Origin of the sequence: Pseudomonas sp. F9001 (assembly GCF_013385435.1) — a bacterium.
Classification (GTDB): Bacteria; Pseudomonadota; Gammaproteobacteria; order Pseudomonadales; family Pseudomonadaceae; genus Aquipseudomonas.
The window spans coordinates 354,881-371,718 of sequence record NZ_JACAPX010000013.1 but is presented as its reverse complement, the minus strand read 5'-3'; the positions used below and the strand labels follow the sequence as shown (position 1 = coordinate 371,718).

Annotated in this window: 18 protein-coding genes; 3 read left to right on the top strand and 15 right to left on the bottom strand. The window is 62.2% G+C overall.

What is annotated here, in order from left to right; translation table 11 throughout:
- Positions 1-62: 62 nt before the first annotated feature.
- Both tagQ and HX818_RS14325 read left to right on the top strand, forming a co-directional pair.
- Entirely contained in the window at positions 63-986 is a 924-nt protein-coding gene (tagQ, locus tag HX818_RS14330) for a type VI secretion system-associated lipoprotein TagQ (RefSeq protein WP_003213311.1), read from the top strand.
- 125 nt (positions 987-1,111) lie between these two features.
- Positions 1,112-1,492, top strand: a complete 381-nt coding sequence (locus HX818_RS14325) for a hypothetical protein (protein ID WP_008439448.1) — start codon at positions 1,112-1,114, stop codon at positions 1,490-1,492.
- Between the two features lie 135 nt (positions 1,493-1,627).
- On the opposite strand, the gene HX818_RS14320 is transcribed toward HX818_RS14325, so the two are convergent.
- The 9 genes from HX818_RS14320 to exbB all read right to left on the bottom strand — a co-directional run bounded on the left by HX818_RS14320 (position 1,628) and on the right by exbB (position 10,266).
- On the bottom strand, positions 1,628-3,028 hold the full coding sequence (locus tag HX818_RS14320; RefSeq protein WP_177020298.1) for an aminoacyl-tRNA deacylase and HDOD domain-containing protein: 1,401 nt from the start codon (positions 3,026-3,028) through the stop codon (positions 1,628-1,630).
- 78 nt (positions 3,029-3,106) lie between these two features.
- Positions 3,107-5,182: an ATP-dependent DNA helicase RecG gene (recG, locus tag HX818_RS14315; RefSeq protein WP_177020297.1), complete on the bottom strand. Its 2,076-nt coding sequence runs from the start codon at positions 5,180-5,182 to the stop codon at positions 3,107-3,109.
- 8 nt (positions 5,183-5,190) lie between these two features.
- A complete protein-coding gene (locus tag HX818_RS14310; protein ID WP_003213305.1) occupies positions 5,191-6,111 on the bottom strand; it encodes a hydrogen peroxide-inducible genes activator in 921 nt (306 codons plus the stop codon).
- Positions 6,112-6,225: 114 nt separating this feature from the next.
- On the bottom strand, positions 6,226-6,756 hold the full coding sequence (locus HX818_RS14305) for an iron transporter (protein ID WP_087693714.1): 531 nt from the start codon (positions 6,754-6,756) through the stop codon (positions 6,226-6,228).
- A 19-nt stretch (positions 6,757-6,775) separates the two neighbouring features.
- Entirely contained in the window at positions 6,776-7,594 is an 819-nt protein-coding gene (locus tag HX818_RS14300) for an FTR1 family protein (protein WP_177020296.1), read from the bottom strand.
- A gap of 3 nt (positions 7,595-7,597) precedes the next feature.
- A complete protein-coding gene (locus HX818_RS14295; RefSeq protein WP_177020295.1) occupies positions 7,598-7,933 on the bottom strand; it encodes a cupredoxin domain-containing protein in 336 nt (111 codons plus the stop codon).
- A gap of 168 nt (positions 7,934-8,101) precedes the next feature.
- Positions 8,102-8,851: an energy transducer TonB gene (locus HX818_RS14290; RefSeq protein WP_003213297.1), complete on the bottom strand. Its 750-nt coding sequence runs from the start codon at positions 8,849-8,851 to the stop codon at positions 8,102-8,104.
- Positions 8,848-9,273: a TonB system transport protein ExbD gene (gene exbD, locus HX818_RS14285; RefSeq protein WP_003213296.1), complete on the bottom strand. Its 426-nt coding sequence runs from the start codon at positions 9,271-9,273 to the stop codon at positions 8,848-8,850. The genes HX818_RS14290 and exbD overlap by 4 nt, the downstream gene beginning before the upstream one ends.
- A gap of 6 nt (positions 9,274-9,279) precedes the next feature.
- Positions 9,280-10,266 carry a tonB-system energizer ExbB gene (gene exbB / locus HX818_RS14280; RefSeq protein ID WP_177020294.1) on the bottom strand — a complete coding sequence of 329 codons (987 nt, stop codon included), beginning with the start codon at positions 10,264-10,266 and terminating at the stop codon, positions 9,280-9,282.
- 188 nt (positions 10,267-10,454) lie between these two features.
- Here exbB and HX818_RS14275 point away from each other — a divergent pair, with 188 nt between their 5' ends.
- Positions 10,455-11,306: an SDR family oxidoreductase gene (locus HX818_RS14275; RefSeq protein WP_177020293.1), complete on the top strand. Its 852-nt coding sequence runs from the start codon at positions 10,455-10,457 to the stop codon at positions 11,304-11,306.
- A 44-nt stretch (positions 11,307-11,350) separates the two neighbouring features.
- Here the strand turns inward: HX818_RS14275 and HX818_RS14270 are convergent, their stop codons facing one another.
- The 6 genes from HX818_RS14270 to HX818_RS14245 form a co-directional block, all read right to left on the bottom strand.
- Entirely contained in the window at positions 11,351-12,094 is a 744-nt protein-coding gene (locus HX818_RS14270; protein ID WP_177020292.1) for a hypothetical protein, read from the bottom strand.
- 63 nt (positions 12,095-12,157) lie between these two features.
- On the bottom strand, positions 12,158-12,538 hold the full coding sequence (locus tag HX818_RS14265) for a RidA family protein (protein WP_003213288.1): 381 nt from the start codon (positions 12,536-12,538) through the stop codon (positions 12,158-12,160).
- A gap of 24 nt (positions 12,539-12,562) precedes the next feature.
- Positions 12,563-14,668 (bottom strand): bifunctional GTP diphosphokinase/guanosine-3',5'-bis pyrophosphate 3'-pyrophosphohydrolase, encoded by a 2,106-nt coding sequence (gene spoT / locus HX818_RS14260; protein WP_008439435.1) that lies wholly within the window; start codon positions 14,666-14,668, stop codon positions 12,563-12,565.
- Between the two features lie 60 nt (positions 14,669-14,728).
- Positions 14,729-14,992 (bottom strand): DNA-directed RNA polymerase subunit omega, encoded by a 264-nt coding sequence (gene rpoZ / locus HX818_RS14255; RefSeq protein ID WP_003176920.1) that lies wholly within the window; start codon positions 14,990-14,992, stop codon positions 14,729-14,731.
- 167 nt (positions 14,993-15,159) lie between these two features.
- Complete coding sequence (gene gmk, locus HX818_RS14250; protein ID WP_003213284.1) at positions 15,160-15,780, bottom strand: guanylate kinase; 621 nt, start codon at positions 15,778-15,780, stop codon at positions 15,160-15,162.
- An 11-nt stretch (positions 15,781-15,791) separates the two neighbouring features.
- Positions 15,792-16,655 carry a YicC/YloC family endoribonuclease gene (locus HX818_RS14245; RefSeq protein ID WP_102604063.1) on the bottom strand — a complete coding sequence of 288 codons (864 nt, stop codon included), beginning with the start codon at positions 16,653-16,655 and terminating at the stop codon, positions 15,792-15,794.
- Positions 16,656-16,838: the final 183 nt, after the last annotated feature.

Genomic DNA, 16,838 nt, shown 5'->3' with positions numbered 1-16,838 from the left:
GGAAGGGACTCAGGCGGCGGTGGGCCGTGCTGGGCAAGTCAAACTTAAAAGAGAACACAACGATGATTTTTTCCCGTAAGGCGGTTTCCAAGCGTCATCTGCTGCTGATTGCCGCAGGCTTCAGCACGGTGCTGACCGGTTGCGCAACGTCGCCGACCAACAAGGTCGCCTCGACCACCAAGGTCGAGTACTACCCGAACTGCTACGAGCCGGTGCAGCACCTGCGTGCTACCGATTCGGACCTGACCAAGTCGGTGGTCACCGGCGCCGCCCTGGGTGCGGCCGGTGGTGCTTTGCTGGGCGCCCTGACCGGCGACTCCGACAAGCGTGGCCGCAACGCTGCCATCGGTGCAGCGGGCGGCGCCCTGGCCGGTGGTGCTGCGGGTTACTACACCGAGCGCCAGAAGCAGATCACCGATGACAACCAGCGCATCGCCTCCTACGCCACCGACGTCAACAAGCGTGCCTCCGACATCGACCGCAGCACCGCGTACGCCAAGGCGTCCCAGCAGTGCTACCAGAGCGCGTTCACCAAGCTGGTGGCCGACCGCAAGGCCAAGACCGTCAACGACGTTGAAGGCCGCAAGCGCCTGGCAGAAATCGTCTCGGGCCTGAAAGAGTCCAACGACCTGATCGTCGCGGTGAACGGCAAGGCCAGCGAAGACCTGAACAACTACACCCAGGCGTACGAGCAGGATCTGCAACAAGTGGGCGTACAACGTGCTGACGTGGTCACTGTTGCGACTGCCGATACCACGCCGGTGGTGACGCCAGCCAAAGGTAAGAAGCCGGTAAAAGTCGCGAAAAAGCCGGTACTGCCAACCGTGCCGAAAGAAGCCGTAGCCACCGAGAAAACCATCCAGACCGCCCAGACCAAACAAGCTGAAAGCAAGCAGGTTGCCAGCGCCGGTAAAGCGCAGATCGAAGGCACTTGCCGTGATCCGAACCTGGCGGATTGGGCACCGGTTCCTTGCCCTAACGTCTGAGGAAAGTTGTTGCTATAAGCGTTAAACGCCAGCCGATCTCCTGCTAAAACGGGAGATCGGTAGCGTTATTTGCACAAATCGTTAAACTGCTGCGGCCACCCAATAATTACACTGAGGCCGTGTGCATGAAATTTCGTTTTCTTCTCTGGATGCTTGGCCTGTTGATGGGCAAAGCCAGCCGCACCAACCCTGCGTTCCAGCAGCAGTTGGGTGACAAGGACCTGGCGTTCCAGTTGCAGACCCTCGACGGCAAGGTTGCCCGTCACTTCATCGTCAAAGACCAGCGCATTACCAGCCGCTCGGGTGTTCATCCCGCGCCTGCGTTTGCCATCGCCTTCAAAGACGCCGCCTACGGCTTCGCCACGATGCAGGCGAAGAACAAGCAACTGGCGTTCATGACGGGGATTCAGGACAAGTCGATCCAGATCAAGGGCAACCCGGCGCTGGTGATCTGGTTCCAGGGGTTGACCAAGTATTTGAAGCCGAAGAAAAAGCCCAAAGGCTAGGGGGTTCTTCAGCAATACTGCGTCGCCTGCATTCGCGAGCAAGCCCGCTCCCACATTCAATCCCATTCCAAAGTTGGAACTCGGTCGAATGTGGGAGCGGGCTTGCTCGCGAATACGGTGTAACAGGCGCCAGATTTATCCCTGGCTGAACTGCGACGCCAACTCGCGCAACAACGTTTCCGCGTCCAGCACCTTGCTCACCACATCCTCTGCCTTGTCCCGGGTCAGCCCCAGGCGCTCAAGCAGTTCGTCCGGGATGGATTCATCCGGCCCGGAGCCGATGCCGCGGCTGCGCAACAAGCGCACGGCCAGGCACACCAGGTTCGGGTATTCCGCATATTGGCCGTCGTAGGTCGGGTCGTGCTGGAAGCGCAGGGCGGTGGACAGTTCGTCCGGCATGTCCCAATAGCGCATCAACCACGCACCAATCTGCTCGCGGCTGATGCCCAGCAGATGCTGCTCGATGTAGCTGTGGCACAGGTGCGGGTTGACCTCCAGGTGCCGGCAGATCAGTGAGAAGTGCGGCGGGAAGACGTGGGCCAGCAACAGGTAGCCGAAATTGTGCAGCAGGCCGGCGAGGTACGTCAGCCCGGCTTCCGGGCGCTGGGCGCGGGGCATGGCGCGGGTCAGGCCTTCGATGACGGCAGCGGTGTAGATCGACTGGTGCCAGTACGGCGTGGCCTGTTGCGGGTGGTCCTTGGGCAGGCTCAAGGTCTTGCCCAGGGCCAGGCCGAGTGCGAGGTTGATCACCAAGTCAAAGCCCAGCACGCGCACGATGGCGTCTTCCACCGAGCGGATCTTGCCCGGCGAGGCGTAGTAGGGCGACGCGGCCCAACTCACCACCTGGGCGGCCAGGGCCGGGTCGGTTTCGACCACGCCGGTGATGTCGTCGATGGTGGCGTTGGGGTCGACCCGCAGCTTGATGATCTTTTGCGCGGTATCGGCCAGCGGCGGAATTTCGATGGTGGCTTCCAGGCGCTGCTGGATACGGCGGGCGGTGAACGCCTGCATCGCCTGGGTGATTTCCTCGCGGTCGTCATTGGGGCGATCCAGGTTTGGCCGGATGTTGCTCAGCGGCTCGCCGAAATGCGCGGCGCTGGCCTTGGTCAGCATGCTCTTGAACGCGTCGCTGGAAATCTCCAGCAGCAGCCCGGATTCGCCCGAGTGCACCAGCACGGTCGGCTCACGCAACAGGCTTTCTTCGTACAGGCAGGGAGAACTGGTCAGCGGCGGCAGGCCGGGCAGCAGGCTCAGGCTGTGCTTGCCGAGCATGCGCTCCAGGCGCTCCGGCGACACGGCCGTGAGGCGCCGACCGGTGAGCTCGGCGAGGCGATTAAGGTCCAGCAACTGGTTCTGTGGAAACAGCACCATGAGTGCACCCACGGCATCATCGAGCAGTGCGGCTTGAACCTTCTGCGCCGGGTTCAGGCCGGGGCGTTCGGCAACTTCCGTGTAGCTGATGGCGAGCTTTGCAAGCAGCGTCCGAATCACCGAGGGTGCAGTCGGTGGGGCTGTGGCGAGGGCAACTTCTGACATGGCCTGAATCCAATTTCCTACAGTCATTGGAGTATAACCAGCTTGATACAAGTGAGGGTTGTCTAAGTGAGTCAGCCGTCACACTTGGCCGTATTGCTGCCCATGTCTCAGCCAGCGATCCAGCAGCGGGCTGACGTGTTCCGGCCAACGCTCCAGTAACGCCTGGGCCGCGTCGCGCACGGCGGGCAGCAAGTCGGCATCGCGCATCAGGTCGGCGACCTTGAATTGCAGCAGGCCGGTCTGGCGGGTGCCGAGCATCTCGCCGGGGCCGCGCAGTTCGAGGTCTTTTTCGGCGATCACGAAGCCGTCGTTGGTTTCGCGCATGATCCCCAGGCGCTGGCGACCGATCTGCGACAGCGGCGGGTGGTACAGCAGCACACAGTGGCTGGCGGCGCTGCCCCGGCCGACGCGGCCGCGCAATTGATGCAGTTGCGCCAGGCCCAGGCGCTCGGGGTTCTCGATGATCATCAGGCTGGCGTTGGGGACGTCGACGCCGACTTCAATCACCGTGGTCGCCACCAGCAATTGCAGGTTGCCGGCCTTGAACTCGGCCATTACCGCGGCCTTTTCCACCGGCTTCATGCGACCGTGAATCAGCCCGACCTTGAGTTCACCCAAGGCGCTGGTGAGGTCTTCATAGGTGGTTTCGGCGGCCTGGCAGGTCAGCTCTTCGGATTCGTCGATCAGCGTGCACACCCAATACGCCTGACGGCCTTCGGCGCAGGCGCCGCGTACCCGTTCGATGACTTCGACGCGGCGGGTGTCGGTGACCAGCACGGTGTTGACCGGCGTTCGGCCCGGCGGCAGTTCGTCGAGGATCGAAGTGTCGAGGTCGGCGTAGGCGCTCATGGCCAGGGTGCGTGGGATCGGTGTGGCGGTCATGATCAACTGGTGCGGGCTCATGCGGCCGCCCACGCCTTTCTGGCGCAGGGCCAGGCGCTGCTGCACACCGAAGCGGTGCTGTTCGTCGATGATCACCAGCGCCAGATTCTTGAACTTCACTTCGTCCTGGAACAACGCGTGGGTGCCCACCACCATCGGGGCGCCGGCGGCGATCTGCTCCAGGGCGGCTACGCGGTTCTTGCCCTTGAGCTTGCCGGCCAGCCACGCGACTTCCAGGCCCAGCGGTTCGAGCCAGCGCTTGAAGGTGATGAAGTGCTGCTCGGCGAGAATCTCGGTGGGCGCCATCAGCGCCACCTGATAGCCGGCTTCGAGGGCCTGCAACGCGGCGAGGGCGGCGACCACGGTTTTACCCGCGCCCACGTCGCCCTGGATCAGCCGCAGCATCGGTTCTTTCTGGCTCAGGTCGTAGGCAATTTCGTTGCCGACCCGTTGCTGGGCGCCCGTCGGTGCAAACCCCAGGTTGGCCAGGTATTGCGCAGGCAGGCGCTTGGCCTTGGGCATGGCCGGCGCGCGCAGCGAACGCATGCTCTCGCGCAGGCGCTGCTGGGACAGTTGATGGGTCAGCAGTTCTTCGAACGCCAGGCGATGCTGGGCCCAGTGATGCCCGAGAGCCAACTCGTCGACGTCGGCGTCGGCGGGTGGGTGATGCAGGTAGCGGATCGCATCATCCAGCGGCGCCAGTTGATAGTCGCGCGCCAGTTCCTGGGGCAGCCAGTCGGGCAGGCTTTTTGGCCCGAGCATCGTCAGAGTCTGCATGCACAGTTGGCGCAAGCGCTGCTGGGTCAGGCCCTCGGTGAGCGGGTAAATTGGCGTGAGGGTGGTGTCTACCGGCGGCGGTTCGTCGCCGGTAATCGCGCGGTATTCCGGGTGATAGATTTCCAGCCCCGAAGCGCCGGGCCGGGCTTCGCCGTAGCAGCGCACGCGGGTACCACGCTTGAGGCCTTCCTTCTGGGCGTTGCTGAAGTGGTAGAAGCGCAGGCTCAGGCCGCCGGTGCCGTCTTGCAGGCGCACCACCAAGCTGCGGCGCTTGCCCATGACCACGTCGGCGCCGCTGACGGTGCCTTCAACCACGGCGTCCTGCCCAGGGCGCAAGTGGCCGATGGGCACCACGCGGGTGCGGTCCTGGTAACGCAGGGGCAGGTGGAACAGCACGTCCTGGAGATTTTCCAGCCCGACCTTGGCCAACTTCTCGGCCATGGCCTCCCCGACACCCTTGAGTGCCGTCACCGATACCTGGGACAGCTCAGTCATACCGTTAATTAGCTCGCAGCAGGCGGCTTGGCCACCGAACACAGGCGGATCGAGTCGGCGAGGATTTCAATCGCTTTCGGACGCGGGAAGCTCGCACGCCAGGCAATCGCCACAGTGCGGAACGGTACCGGCGGCGTCAGTGGGCGCACGGCGATCACGCCGGGGGCGTAGTGATGGCTGTCGACCGCCGACAGCGGCAGGATCGAGATACCCAGGCCGGAGGCGACCATATGGCGAATGGTTTCCAGGGAGCTGGACTCCACGGTGGTGTGCTTGGCGCCGTCGTTGCCCTTGGTCAGGGTCGGGCAGGCTTCCAGCACCTGGTCGCGGAAGCAATGGCCTTCGCCCAGCAACAGCAGGCTCTTGTCGTTGAGCAGGCCCGCGTCGATGGTGTCTTTCTGCGTCCATGGGTGGGACGCCGGCATCAGCACGTAGAACGGCTCATCGTAGAGCGGCAGGGTCAGCACATCCGCCTCGTTGAACGGCAGGGCGATGATGATCGCGTCCAGCTCGCCGTTGCGCAGTTTGTCGCGCAGCACGTGGGTGAAGTTTTCTTCGATATACAGCGGCATCTGCGGCGCGACGCGGTGCAGTTGCGGAATCAAGTGCGGGAACAGGTACGGGCCGACGGTGTAGATGGCGCCGACTTTCAGCGGGGCGGTCAGCTGGTTCTTGCCGGCCTGGGCCAGCTCGCGAATGCTCTGGGCCTGTTCCAGAACCTTCTGGGCCTGGGCGACGATGCCTTCGCCGACGGGCGTCAGGCGCACGGCGCTTTTGCTGCGCTCGAAAATCAGCACACCGAGTTCGTCTTCAAGCTTCTTCACACCCACCGACAGCGTCGGCTGGCTGACGTGGCAACGCTCGGCCGCGTGGCCGAAGTGCTGCTCTTGGGCGAGGGTAACGATGTAGCGTAATTCTGTAAGAGTCATAGCGGGCGTCCATGAGGTTGCGGGCCAAGCATACCGGCTGCAATCGATAGACGCACGTTATCAGACAGCGTAGGGGCCGCGACACCGGTTAATCGGGTATCGCCGCCCCGTATTTCACTTTTGCGGGTACTTGAAGGTGAAGGTTTCGGTGAAGGGAGCCCACCATTCAGGCACGCCGGTTTCCTTGTCTACATGGTGGAAGAAGCCCTTGATCTGTGGGCTTTCATAGCGCAGCACCACGGTGTAGGTGCCGGGGCCGTCCATTTTCACGTTGTTGGCGTAGTGGGCGCCGTCTTTGGCCACCATCGGCAACAGCGTGCCGATTTCCTTGTAGTCGGGCGAGCCCTCCTTGACCAGTGAGTAGCTGATGGTCAGGTAGGGCACCCACTCACCGTTGGACAGGCCGTATTTGTTGTCGGCAGTGGCGTGCACATCGGTCTCAAGGTGTACCGAGTCCTTGCTCATCACCATGCCTGGCGGCATGGGCGCCATTTCGATGCCCACCAAGTACGAGGAGGCGATCTCCATGTCATTGATCTGCACCGGTCCGCCAATCGGGTATTCGCGGGCTTGGGCGAGGGAGGAAGCGGCCACGGCGCTGACGAGCAGCAGTGCGGCGGCGAAGGGGTTGCGCAGGTGTTTCATGGTGGGGCTCCTGGGGCGGTTAATGTGATTGTGTCGGGCGTGAATGCAGTAAACGGTTACCCTGCACCAGGAGCGAGAGGGTGACGAGCCACGCCACCAATTGAACGCCCAGAGGTCGGTCGGTGTAGCCCACCAGCGCGGTCAATGCGCGGCCGGTGAGGCTGCCATCGGAGACCAGCCAGGAGGTGTCCCAGAGCTGGTAGCCCCAGGCGGGAATCAGGTCGATACCGGCGAGGATCGCGGCGGCCCGGCCAGCCATGCCGGCGGCAAGCAAGGCGATCATCCAGCCGGTAATCGAGAACAGGCGCTTGAGGCTGATGGCGACCAGGCCGCGGTACATCAGCCAGGACAGCGCGGCGCCGGCGACGATGCCGAGCACGCCGCCGGCCAGCATCGACAGTGGGTCTGTCTGGCTGGATGCGGCGATGCCATAGAGGAACAGCACGATTTCCGAGCCTTCGCGCAGCACGGCCACGGTGATGACCACGGCCAGGGCCCAGAGTGATTTTTCACCCTTGAGTACTGAATTGCCTGCGCTGCGCAGTTGGGTCGCCAGCTCGCGACCATGACTGGCCATCCACAAGTTGTGCCAGCCCAGCATGACCACGGCGACCACCAGGATGGCTGCGTTGAAAATCTCCTGGCCAAAGCCCTGCAGCGCCTGGGTAATTGCGCCGGTAAATAGTGCGAGGATGCCGGCACCGAGCACGCCGGCTGCGATTCCGCCGCCAATGAACAGCCCACGTCTTGCCAGGCCCTGGGTGGCGGCCATCACGATGCCCACCACAATCCCGGCTTCCAGCACTTCTCGAAACACGATCAACAGACAGGCCAGCATGGCTTACTCCTTGGCCGCGACGGCGGTGACCGTGCCTTTGGCCTGGTCGGGGTGGTAGTCATCGAAGAAGGTGTAGGTGCCGGGATGCAGCGGGCCGGCAAACACCGTGATGGTGTTGCCGGGGACGATGATTTTTTCGAATTTCATGTCGTAGCTTTCGAACTCGTCGACGCTTTCATCGTGGCTGGTGAGTTGAATGCGAAAGCGCTCACCGGCCGGCACCTCGAACGTCGAGGGGCTGAAGGTGTGGTTCTGAATGGCCAGGGTGACCAGCTGATCCGCCTGTGCAGCGACGGGTAAAGCCAGTAGGAGGAGAGCCAGCCGGGCAAGGTTGGGCATGCCGAATGTCCGCTAATGAGAACGATTCGCGGATAATTAGCGTTGTCTTTAATTGTTACAAGTGAAGATCGAGTTAGGTGTCGATTCGTTCAAGCCTGGTTCAGGTTGCGGTGATGCGCGGGGGAGGGAACAGCAGCCGTGGGCACCCGAAAGTGCCCACGGTAGGGTTTAGCGGCGACGTTTTTCGATGTTGTAAACGAATGGTGCAACGATCTCGATGCTCCCGCCTTTCAACATGTCGGCCGGCGGCTTGGGCAGCGGCTGGGCACGACGGATCATGTCGAGGGTGGCGCGGTCCAGGTCGGCGTTGCCGGAGCGGCCCACCAGTTCGTAGGACAGCACGTTGCCATCGGCATCCACCACGAAACGCAGGCGGTTCAGGCCTTCCTTGCCACGCGCCTGGGCGCCCGGCGGGTACTTCTTGTACTTCTGCAGGTGGCCCAGCAGGGTACTTTCCCAGGTGGCCTTGGCCGCGATCTGCTGCGGTGAAGGGCCCGGTTGTGGCTGGGCGGATTTTTCCGTAGGCGCGTTGTTCTGCGGAGTTTCGCTCGGCGGCTCTTCGGAAGGTTTTTCCTTGGGCGGATCGGGCTTCTTCTCCACAGGCTTGGGCGGCTGTGGTTTTGGCTTGGGCTTGACCGGCTTTGGCACCTGGATCGTCGGCTTAGGTGCCTCGGCCAGTTTCGGCAATGGCAGCTCTTCGACTGGCGCAGGCGGCTGTGGCGGCGTGATCACCTTCGGCGGGGCCGGAGGTGGTGGCGCCGGCATCGGTGCCAGGTCGATGACCATGGCGGCCGGAGGCAGCTGGACCATATGTGGCGCCGACCACTGGAGCGCGATGATGATCGCGACGGCGTGGACGCCCAGCACGACGGCAAGGCTGGTGCCATAACGCGTCAGTTTGTGGCGCGTCGTGATCATTTCTTGGCTGCCGTCTCAAGTCCGACCAGGCCTACCTTGAGGTAGCCGGCTGCCCGCAGGGCATCCATCACGCTCATCAGGTCGCCGTAGTCCACGCCCTTGTCGGCCTGGAAGAAGATGGTCGTGTCTTTCTTGCCCTGGGTCTTGGCGTCGAGCACCGCGCCCAGGGTGTCGGATTTGACTTCTTCTTCGCCCAGGAACAGACGCTGGTCCGCCTTCACGCTGAGGAATATCGGTTTCTCCGGCCGCGGCGCAGGTTTCGCGCTGGAAGCGGGCAGGTCGACCTTGATATCCACGGTGGCCAACGGTGCAGCCACCATGAAGATGATCAGCAGCACCAGCATCACGTCGATAAACGGCGTGACGTTGATTTCGTGGTTCTCGACGAGCTCGTCGTCGCCTTGATTCAAATGCAGGCCCATGGCCGATTACCCCACTTTCACCATATGCGGTTGCGAGCTGCGCTCGGTAGGCAGGTGATCGAGGTCACGGCTGACCAGCAACAGGACTTCTGCCGAAGCGTCCGACACCTGCGCCTTGTAGCCGGCGATCGAACGGGCGAAGACGTTGTAGATCACCACCGCAGGAATCGCGGCAACCAGGCCCAGTGCGGTTGCCAGCAGGGCTTCGGCGATGCCGGGAGCCACGACGGCGAGGTTGGTGGTCTGGGTTTTGGCGATGCCGATGAAGCTGTTCATGATGCCCCACACGGTACCGAACAGGCCGACGAAGGGCGCGGTGGAACCGATGGTGGCCAGCACGCCGGTGCCGTTGCTCATGTTGCGACCGCAGGCGGCAACCAGGCGCTCAAGACGGAAACTGACGCGTTCCTTGATGCCTTCCTTTTCACGGGTGTTGGCAGACAGGCGCATCTCTTCGAGTGCGTCGTGAACCAGCAGGTGCGCCAGGGTGCCCTTCTTCGCCGCGCTTTCGCTGGCTTCTTTCAGGGTGGTGGCTTTTTTCAGGTGGACGATTTCAGTGCGCAGGCGACGCTTGGCGCCCAGCAGTTCGAAGCCCTTGGCGATCCAGATGGTCCAGGTGATGATCGAAGCGATGGCCAGGCCGATCATCACGATCTTCACGATGATGTCAGCGTTCTGGTACATGCCCCACGGCGACAGGTCGTGGGCCATGCCCAGGCTGTTGTCTTCTTCCAGCACGACGCCGGAATCGTCAGCCGGTGCGCCTTCGGCGGCCAGGGCCGGGTCGGTCGCGGCCGGTGCAGCGGCTGGCGCAGGAGCGTTTTGCTCTGTAGCTGGCGCGCTCGCTGCAGGCGGGGCGGCCGGCGCGGTGTTGTCGGCGAACGCGGCGGTCGGTGCCAGCAGGACGCTGAACAGCACTGCAGCAATCGCACGCCAGGCGCGGGATGGGCTGTGAGGCTTGGTTGGCGAAGCGGGGGATGTATTGCGTGTCATGCTGGCCGGACCTGAGAGAAAAAATGAGTGAGCGTCCTTCCAGACCGTAACGGGTCGAGGACAAATGGGCGGTTATTATTGCAAGTAATTCTTGTTAACAGAAGTAATACAGTTACTTTATTTGTCGTTTTGCTGGCCGCTGGTCATCTGCGGGGGCTAACCTTGACCTTTAAGAACGGAGTTTTGTGATGTCTGCGCCTTCTGTGGTGATTGCCGGTTGCGGCGATGTCGGTAGCCGTCTGGCCACCCAATTGCTGGCCCAGGGCTGGGAGGTTCATGGCCTGCGGCGGGATATTTCGCGCCTTCCCAAGGGCGTTATCGGGATTGCCGGCGACCTGTTCAATGAAGACTGCCCCGATACCTGGCCGGTGGGCGGGGTGGATTACCTGGTGTATTGCGCGGCCGCCACCGATCACGACGAGGCGGGCTATCGTGCGGCATACGTGCAAGGGTTGCGGCATGTGCTGGAGTGGCTGAACGACTACGGCCAGGAGCCCAAGCACCTGCTGTTTGTGTCCAGCAGCAGTGTGTATGGGCAGCAGAACGGTGAGTGGGTCGACGAAAGCTCCGAGACCAAGGCAGGCGGTTATTCCGGACAAGTGATGCTGGAAGCCGAGCAAGTGGCGTTGAATAGCGGCATTCCCGCGAGCGTGGTGCGCCTCACCGGTATCTATGGCCCGGGCCGGGAATGGCTGCTGAGCCAGGTGCGCCAGGGTTATCGCGTGGCGATTGATCCGCCTTTATATGGCAACCGGATTCACGCCGATGACGCGGCGGGTTTGCTGGCGTTTTTGCTGCAGCACGTGGAGCAGGGCGGTGTGCTGGATCAGTGCTACATCGGCGTCGACGACGCTCCGGCCCCGCTGGCCGAGGTGGTTGCCTGGTTGCGCGAGTACCTTGGCGTGACCGAATGGGCCGAGAACGCCAGCGTCCGCCGTGCTGGGAGCAAACAGTGCAGCAATGCCCGGGCCAAGGCGTTGGGCTGGGTGCCGCGTTATCCGAGTTATCGCGAAGGGTATGCGGCGATCCTGGAGGGTTGATCGCGGCGTGAAGAAAAAGGAGCCTGAGGGCTCCTTTTTTTGCGTCAATGTTTTTCCAGCAACCACTGTCGTGGCCCGGGGGTAAACGAGGGTACCTCGTCGGCCTGGGCGGTGTTGATCGCCTGGAAGATCTCCAGTTGCTTGCCCTTGCGCGCAAAGATCCACGGGTTGCCCTGGCCGTTCAACTGTAGCCAGATACTGTCGTAGCCGCCGCTCATGGAGGCGCAATCGCCCGCCAGGCACAGCGAGTACTGATCGGCGCCGGGCAAGCCGGTTACCTGGCCATTGGCCTGGAACTGTACGGTGGCGCCTTCGCCAATGCCGCTGCTGATTTTCCAGGTGCCGCCCATGTAGGCGGCGTACAGGGTGCGTTCGAAGTTGGCACCCAGTGGCGCGCCTTCGGGGGCTGGATCCTTGGCACGGGCGAACAGTTGCTCGGGCTCGTTATCATTGGCCCCTTGCAGCAGCAGCTTGCCTTTACGCTTGAGTTCAGTGGCGGAGCTGCCGTAGAAATCGACACTCCAGGCGCCGGATTTTTCACCCAGCAATTTGCCTTCAGCTACTTCAAAACCGTTGTAGTAGCGGGCCTGGGACGCTTTGGTGTTCACCTCCCATTCGAGGTTCGGACCATAGCTCTGCAGGGCTTCACGCAAAGGGCCGCCCTTGGCTGCCGCGTCGATGGCGGCCTGGTTGATCCAGGTGCCGCTCACATCCAGGTCGGCGGGATTGCTGGCGCAGCCGCCGAGCAACAGGGCGAGCAACGAAGAGGCAACGAGCGCTTTGCGCATTACGAAATCCTTCCAAGAACCAATTCGGCGCAGCCTTCCCGTGGAAGCGCTGCGCCGGATGTTTTACTCGATGACCAGAATGGCGTCCATCTCAACCTGCGCGCCCTTTGGCAGGGCGGCAACGCCGATGGCGGCGCGGGCTGGGTACGGCTGTTCGAAGTATTTGCCCATGATCTCGTTGACCTTGGCGAAGTGGCTCAGGTCGGTGAGGAAGATGTTCAGTTTGACGATGTCCTTGAACGAACCGCCCGCAGCTTCGGCAACCGACTTCAGGTTTTCGAAGACCTGGATGGTCTGGGCTTCAAAGCCTTCAACCAGCTCCATGGTTTTTGGGTCCAGTGGAATCTGGCCGGACATGTAGACGGTATTGCCCGCCTTGATCGCCTGGGAATAAGTACCGATTGCTGCTGGTGCCTTGTCGCTGGTGATAACAGTCTTGGTCATGAATGACTCCTTGTAATGGATGGGCTAGGCGCGCATGCGGGTGATGCGGATGACCCCGGTCAGGGCGCGCAGTTTCTTGATCACGCGGGCCAGGTGCACGCGATCGTGCACGCTGACCACCAGTTGGACCACGCTGATGCGGCCATCGCGTTCGTCCATGCTGATTTTCTCGATATTGCCGTCGGCCGCGTTCACGCTGCTGGCCAGCAGGGCGATCAGGCCGCGCTGGTGTTCCAGCTCGACCCGCAGCTCGACGTTGAATTCGCCAGTGACATCCTTTGCCCACGAAAGCTGGATGCATTTCTCGGGGTTGTGGCGGATTTCACTGATATTGCGGCAGTTGTCCAGGTGCACCACCATGCCTTTGCCCGCGGACAGGTGGCCGACAATCGGGTCGCCAGGGATCGGCGTGCAGCACTTGGCGTAGCTGAGCACCAGGCCTTCGGTGCCGCGAATCGCCAGCGGGCCTTCGGGGCTTGGCAACTGTTCGCCTTCGCCCAGCAGGCGGCGCGCGACCACATAGGCCATGCGGTTGCCCAGGCCGATGTCTTCCAGCAAGTCTTCGATCAGTTCCTGGCGGTACTCGTGCAACATCGCCTGCACGCGTTCGGCCGGGATCTTGTCCAGGGAGCTGTCGAAGCCGTTGAGCACCTTGTTCAGCAGGCGTTCGCCCAGGCTGATGGACTCGGAACGGCGTTGCAGTTTCAGGGCATGACGGATGTGGGTGCGAGCCTTGCCGGTGACCACAAAGTTGAGCCAGGCCGGGTTCGGGCGCGCGCCCGGTGCGCTGACAATCTCCACCGTGGAACCGCTTTGCAGCGGTTCCGACAGCGGGGCCAGTCGACGATTGATCCGACAGGCTATGCAGCTGTTACCCACGTCGGTGTGCACCGCGTAGGCAAAGTCGACCGCCGTGGAGCCTTTGGGCAGCTCCATGATCCGGCCTTTGGGCGTGAACACGTAGACCTCGTCCGGGAACAGGTCGATCTTCACGCTTTCGATAAATTCCAGGGAGTTGCCGGCACGTTGCTGCATTTCCAGCACGCCCTTGACCCACTGGCGGGCGCGGGCATGGGTGCCTTTTGGCTGCTCGTCGCCGGTGGATTTGTACAGCCAATGGGCGGCGATGCCGTTGTTGGCCATCTCTTCCATTTCGCGGGTGCGGATCTGGATCTCGATCGGCACCCCGTGCATACCGAACAGCGTGGTATGCAGCGACTGATAGCCGTTGGCCTTGGGAATCGCGATGTAATCCTTGAAGCGTCCCGGCAGGGGCTTGTACAAATTATGTACAGCACCCAGCACGCGGTAGCAGGTATCGACCTTGTCGACGATGATCCGGAACGCGTACACGTCCATGATCTCGTTGAAGGCCCGGCGCTTGCCGCGCATCTTCTTGTAGATGCCGTAGATGTGTTTCTGCCGGCCGCTGACCTCGCCCTCGATCTCATCGATCGCCAGGCAATGGCTCAGGGATTCTTCGATCTTGTTGACGATTTCCTTGCGATTGCCCCGGGCGCGTTTCACTGCCTGGTAGATGCGCGCGGAACGCATCGGGTGCATGGCCTTGAAGCCGAGGTCTTCGAACTCGATACGAATGGCGTGCATGCCCAGCCGGTTGGCGATGGGCGCGTAGATTTCCAGGGTTTCCTTGGCGATGCGCCGGCGTTTTTCACCGGACAGCACTTCCAGCGTGCGCATGTTGTGCAGCCGGTCGGCCAGCTTGACCAGGATCACCCGGATGTCCCGGGCCATGGCCATGGCCATCTTCTGGAAGTTTTCCGCCTGGGCTTCGGCCTTGGTCTCGAAGTTCATCTGGGTCAGTTTGCTGACCCCGTCGACCAGTTCGGCCACGGTTTCGCCAAATTGCGCACTGAGCGCTTCCTTGGCAATGCCGGTGTCTTCGATCACGTCATGCAGCATCGCGGCCATCAGGCTCTGATGGTCCATGTGCATGTCGGCAAGAATATTGGCCACGGCAAGAGGATGCGTGACATACGCCTCGCCACTGCGGCGGCGTTGGCCGTCGTGGGCTTGTTCGGCGTAGAAATACGCTCGGCGGACCAGGTTGACCTGGTCTGGGCCGAGGTAGGTCGATAAGCGATCGGCGAGGGCGTCTATGCTCGGCAAAGTATTAACTCCTGCCGTTGGCTGTGACCCCGCGCCGTGCTACGTCGACCAGGCATAGGCTTAGACGGCCTCGTTGGACTCGTCCTCGAACGCTGCAAACAGCGGTTCGTCTTCAACGATTTCGGCGTTGGCGATGAACTCGTAGCTCATCAGGCCTTCAGCGATTTCACGCAGGGCTACAACGGTAGGCTTGTCGTTTTCCCACTGGACCAGGGGCTCTTTGCCGCCAGTGGCCAGTTGACGGGCACGCTTGGTAGAGAGCATGACCAGCTCAAAGCGGTTATCCACGTGTTCTAGGCAGTCTTCAACGGTTACGCGGGCCATGGTATTCCTCGGAGCGAATGCAATATGCGCGCTGCCCGGTTGGGCGAGCGGACTGAACAGTTTAAAAAATCACCAGCGTTTAGGGAAGCGCTGATTTTTCGCAGGCCATCGCAAACGCGCTACAAGTGCCAATGTAAAGCCCCTGCAGCGGTTTTGGGAAGAGCCAATCAGCCGAGCAGTTCGGCCAATAATTTGCCGAAACGCTGCTGCTGACGCTTTTGCTGGAGCTGATTGGCGCGGAAAATCGCTTTCAGATCGTCCAGCGCGTGAGCGAAATCGTCGTTGATGATCAGGTAGTCGTAGTCGACGTAGTGGCTCATTTCACTGACGGCTTCACGCATGCGACCTTCGATGATCTCGTCGCTGTCCTGGCCACGATTGGTCAGGCGCTGGTGCAACGCTTCCAGCGAAGGCGGCAGGATGAAGATCGAGCGAGCTTTGGGCATCAGCTGGCGCACTTGCTCGGCGCCCTGCCAGTCGATTTCCAGGATCAGGTCGTGGCCTTCGTCCAGGGTCTGCTGCAGGTGGCTTTGGGAGGTTCCGTAGAGGTTGCCGAAGACCTCGGCGCGCTCCAGGAAATCACCGTGCTCGATCATCTTGACGAACTCGGTGCGCTCGACGAAGTGGTAGTGCACGCCGTTCACTTCACCCGGGCGCATGGCGCGGGTGGTGTGGGACACCGAGATGCGGATCTGCTCGTCAGCGTCGGTCAGGGCCTTGACCAGGCTGCTTTTGCCCGCGCCCGATGGGGCGGAAATGATGTAAAGGGTGCCGGTGCTGTGGGTCATGTCAGGGTGCCTTACTCGATATTCTGTACTTGTTCGCGCATTTGCTCGATCAACACTTTGAGGTTGACCGCCGCCTGGGTACTGCGCGGATCAAAGGCTTTGGAGCCCAGTGTATTGGCTTCGCGGTTGAGTTCCTGCATCAGGAAGTCCAGGCGCCGACCGGCGGCACCGGCAGACTTGAGCACGCGGCGCACTTCCAGGATGTGGGTGCTCAGGCGGTCGAGTTCTTCGGCCACGTCGCTTTTTTGCGCCAGCAGGACCATCTCTTGCTCCAGGCGCACCGGATCCAGTTCGGCCTGCATGTCGGCGAAGCGGTCCAGGACCTTCTGGCGCTGGGTGGCAAGCATCTGCGGCACCAGTTCGCGCAGGGTCACCACGTCTTCTTCAATGGAGGTCAGGCGGTCGCTGATCAGGCGGGCCAGTTCGGCCCCTTCACGCTCGCGGCCGGCCTTGAGTTCTTTCAAGCCTTGGTTGAACAGGGTCAGCGCCTCGGCGTTCAACGCCTGTGGGTCAGTGGCATCGGCCACCAGCACGCCGGGCCAGGCCAGGACTTCCAGCGGGTTGATGGCGGCAGGCTGCTTGATCAGGCCGGCGATGGTTTCGGCGGCGGCGACCAATTGGGCGGCGCGCTCGCGATCCACCTGCAACGGCTTGCCGGTGGTTTCCTCGGTAAAGCGCAGGGTGCATTCCAGCTTGCCGCGGGAGATGCCCTGGCGCAGTGCCTCACGAACCGCGCCTTCGAGGTCGCGAAACGATTCCGGTAGGCGCAGGTGCGGCTCCAGGTAGCGGCTGTTGACCGAGCGCAATTCCCAGCTCAGGGTGCCTTGGACGCCGGCTTTTTCGACGCGGGCGAAGGCGGTCATGCTGTGCACCATGGAGGTACCTCGCGATGCAGTCCCGCAAACAGGCGGGCTGATGGGTAGATTGAAGCCGACAGGCTGCGAAGGCGCAGGATTGTAGCTCAAGGGGACGGGTGGCCCCAAACAGTGGCTTCGGTGCCCGGGTTTGTAACAGGATTTTTTAGCCGTGCCGATCAGGGCTGGCGGCTCTATAATGCT

Excerpts from the sequence above, each read along its gene's own strand:
- HX818_RS14275 (WP_177020293.1), top strand. The coding sequence starts at position 10,455 with ATGTCTGCGCCTTCTGTGGTGATTGCCGGTTGCGGCGATGTCGGTAGC.
- HX818_RS14305 (WP_087693714.1), bottom strand. The coding sequence starts at position 6,756 with ATGAAACACCTGCGCAACCCCTTCGCCGCCGCACTGCTGCTCGTCAGC.
- HX818_RS14310 (WP_003213305.1), bottom strand. The coding sequence starts at position 6,111 with ATGACTCTTACAGAATTACGCTACATCGTTACCCTCGCCCAAGAGCAG.
- recG (WP_177020297.1), bottom strand. The coding sequence starts at position 5,182 with ATGACTGAGCTGTCCCAGGTATCGGTGACGGCACTCAAGGGTGTCGGG.
- HX818_RS14325 (WP_008439448.1), top strand. The coding sequence starts at position 1,112 with ATGAAATTTCGTTTTCTTCTCTGGATGCTTGGCCTGTTGATGGGCAAA.
- exbB (WP_177020294.1), bottom strand. The coding sequence starts at position 10,266 with ATGACACGCAATACATCCCCCGCTTCGCCAACCAAGCCTCACAGCCCA.
- gmk (WP_003213284.1), bottom strand. The coding sequence starts at position 15,780 with ATGACCCACAGCACCGGCACCCTTTACATCATTTCCGCCCCATCGGGC.
- HX818_RS14290 (WP_003213297.1), bottom strand. The coding sequence starts at position 8,851 with ATGATCACGACGCGCCACAAACTGACGCGTTATGGCACCAGCCTTGCC.
- tagQ (WP_003213311.1), top strand. The coding sequence starts at position 63 with ATGATTTTTTCCCGTAAGGCGGTTTCCAAGCGTCATCTGCTGCTGATT.
- rpoZ (WP_003176920.1), bottom strand. The coding sequence starts at position 14,992 with ATGGCCCGCGTAACCGTTGAAGACTGCCTAGAACACGTGGATAACCGC.
- HX818_RS14300 (WP_177020296.1), bottom strand. The coding sequence starts at position 7,594 with ATGCTGGCCTGTCTGTTGATCGTGTTTCGAGAAGTGCTGGAAGCCGGG.
- exbD (WP_003213296.1), bottom strand. The coding sequence starts at position 9,273 with ATGGGCCTGCATTTGAATCAAGGCGACGACGAGCTCGTCGAGAACCAC.
- HX818_RS14245 (WP_102604063.1), bottom strand. The coding sequence starts at position 16,655 with ATGGTGCACAGCATGACCGCCTTCGCCCGCGTCGAAAAAGCCGGCGTC.
- HX818_RS14320 (WP_177020298.1), bottom strand. The coding sequence starts at position 3,028 with ATGTCAGAAGTTGCCCTCGCCACAGCCCCACCGACTGCACCCTCGGTG.
- HX818_RS14270 (WP_177020292.1), bottom strand. The coding sequence starts at position 12,094 with ATGCGCAAAGCGCTCGTTGCCTCTTCGTTGCTCGCCCTGTTGCTCGGC.
- HX818_RS14295 (WP_177020295.1), bottom strand. The coding sequence starts at position 7,933 with ATGCCCAACCTTGCCCGGCTGGCTCTCCTCCTACTGGCTTTACCCGTC.
- HX818_RS14265 (WP_003213288.1), bottom strand. The coding sequence starts at position 12,538 with ATGACCAAGACTGTTATCACCAGCGACAAGGCACCAGCAGCAATCGGT.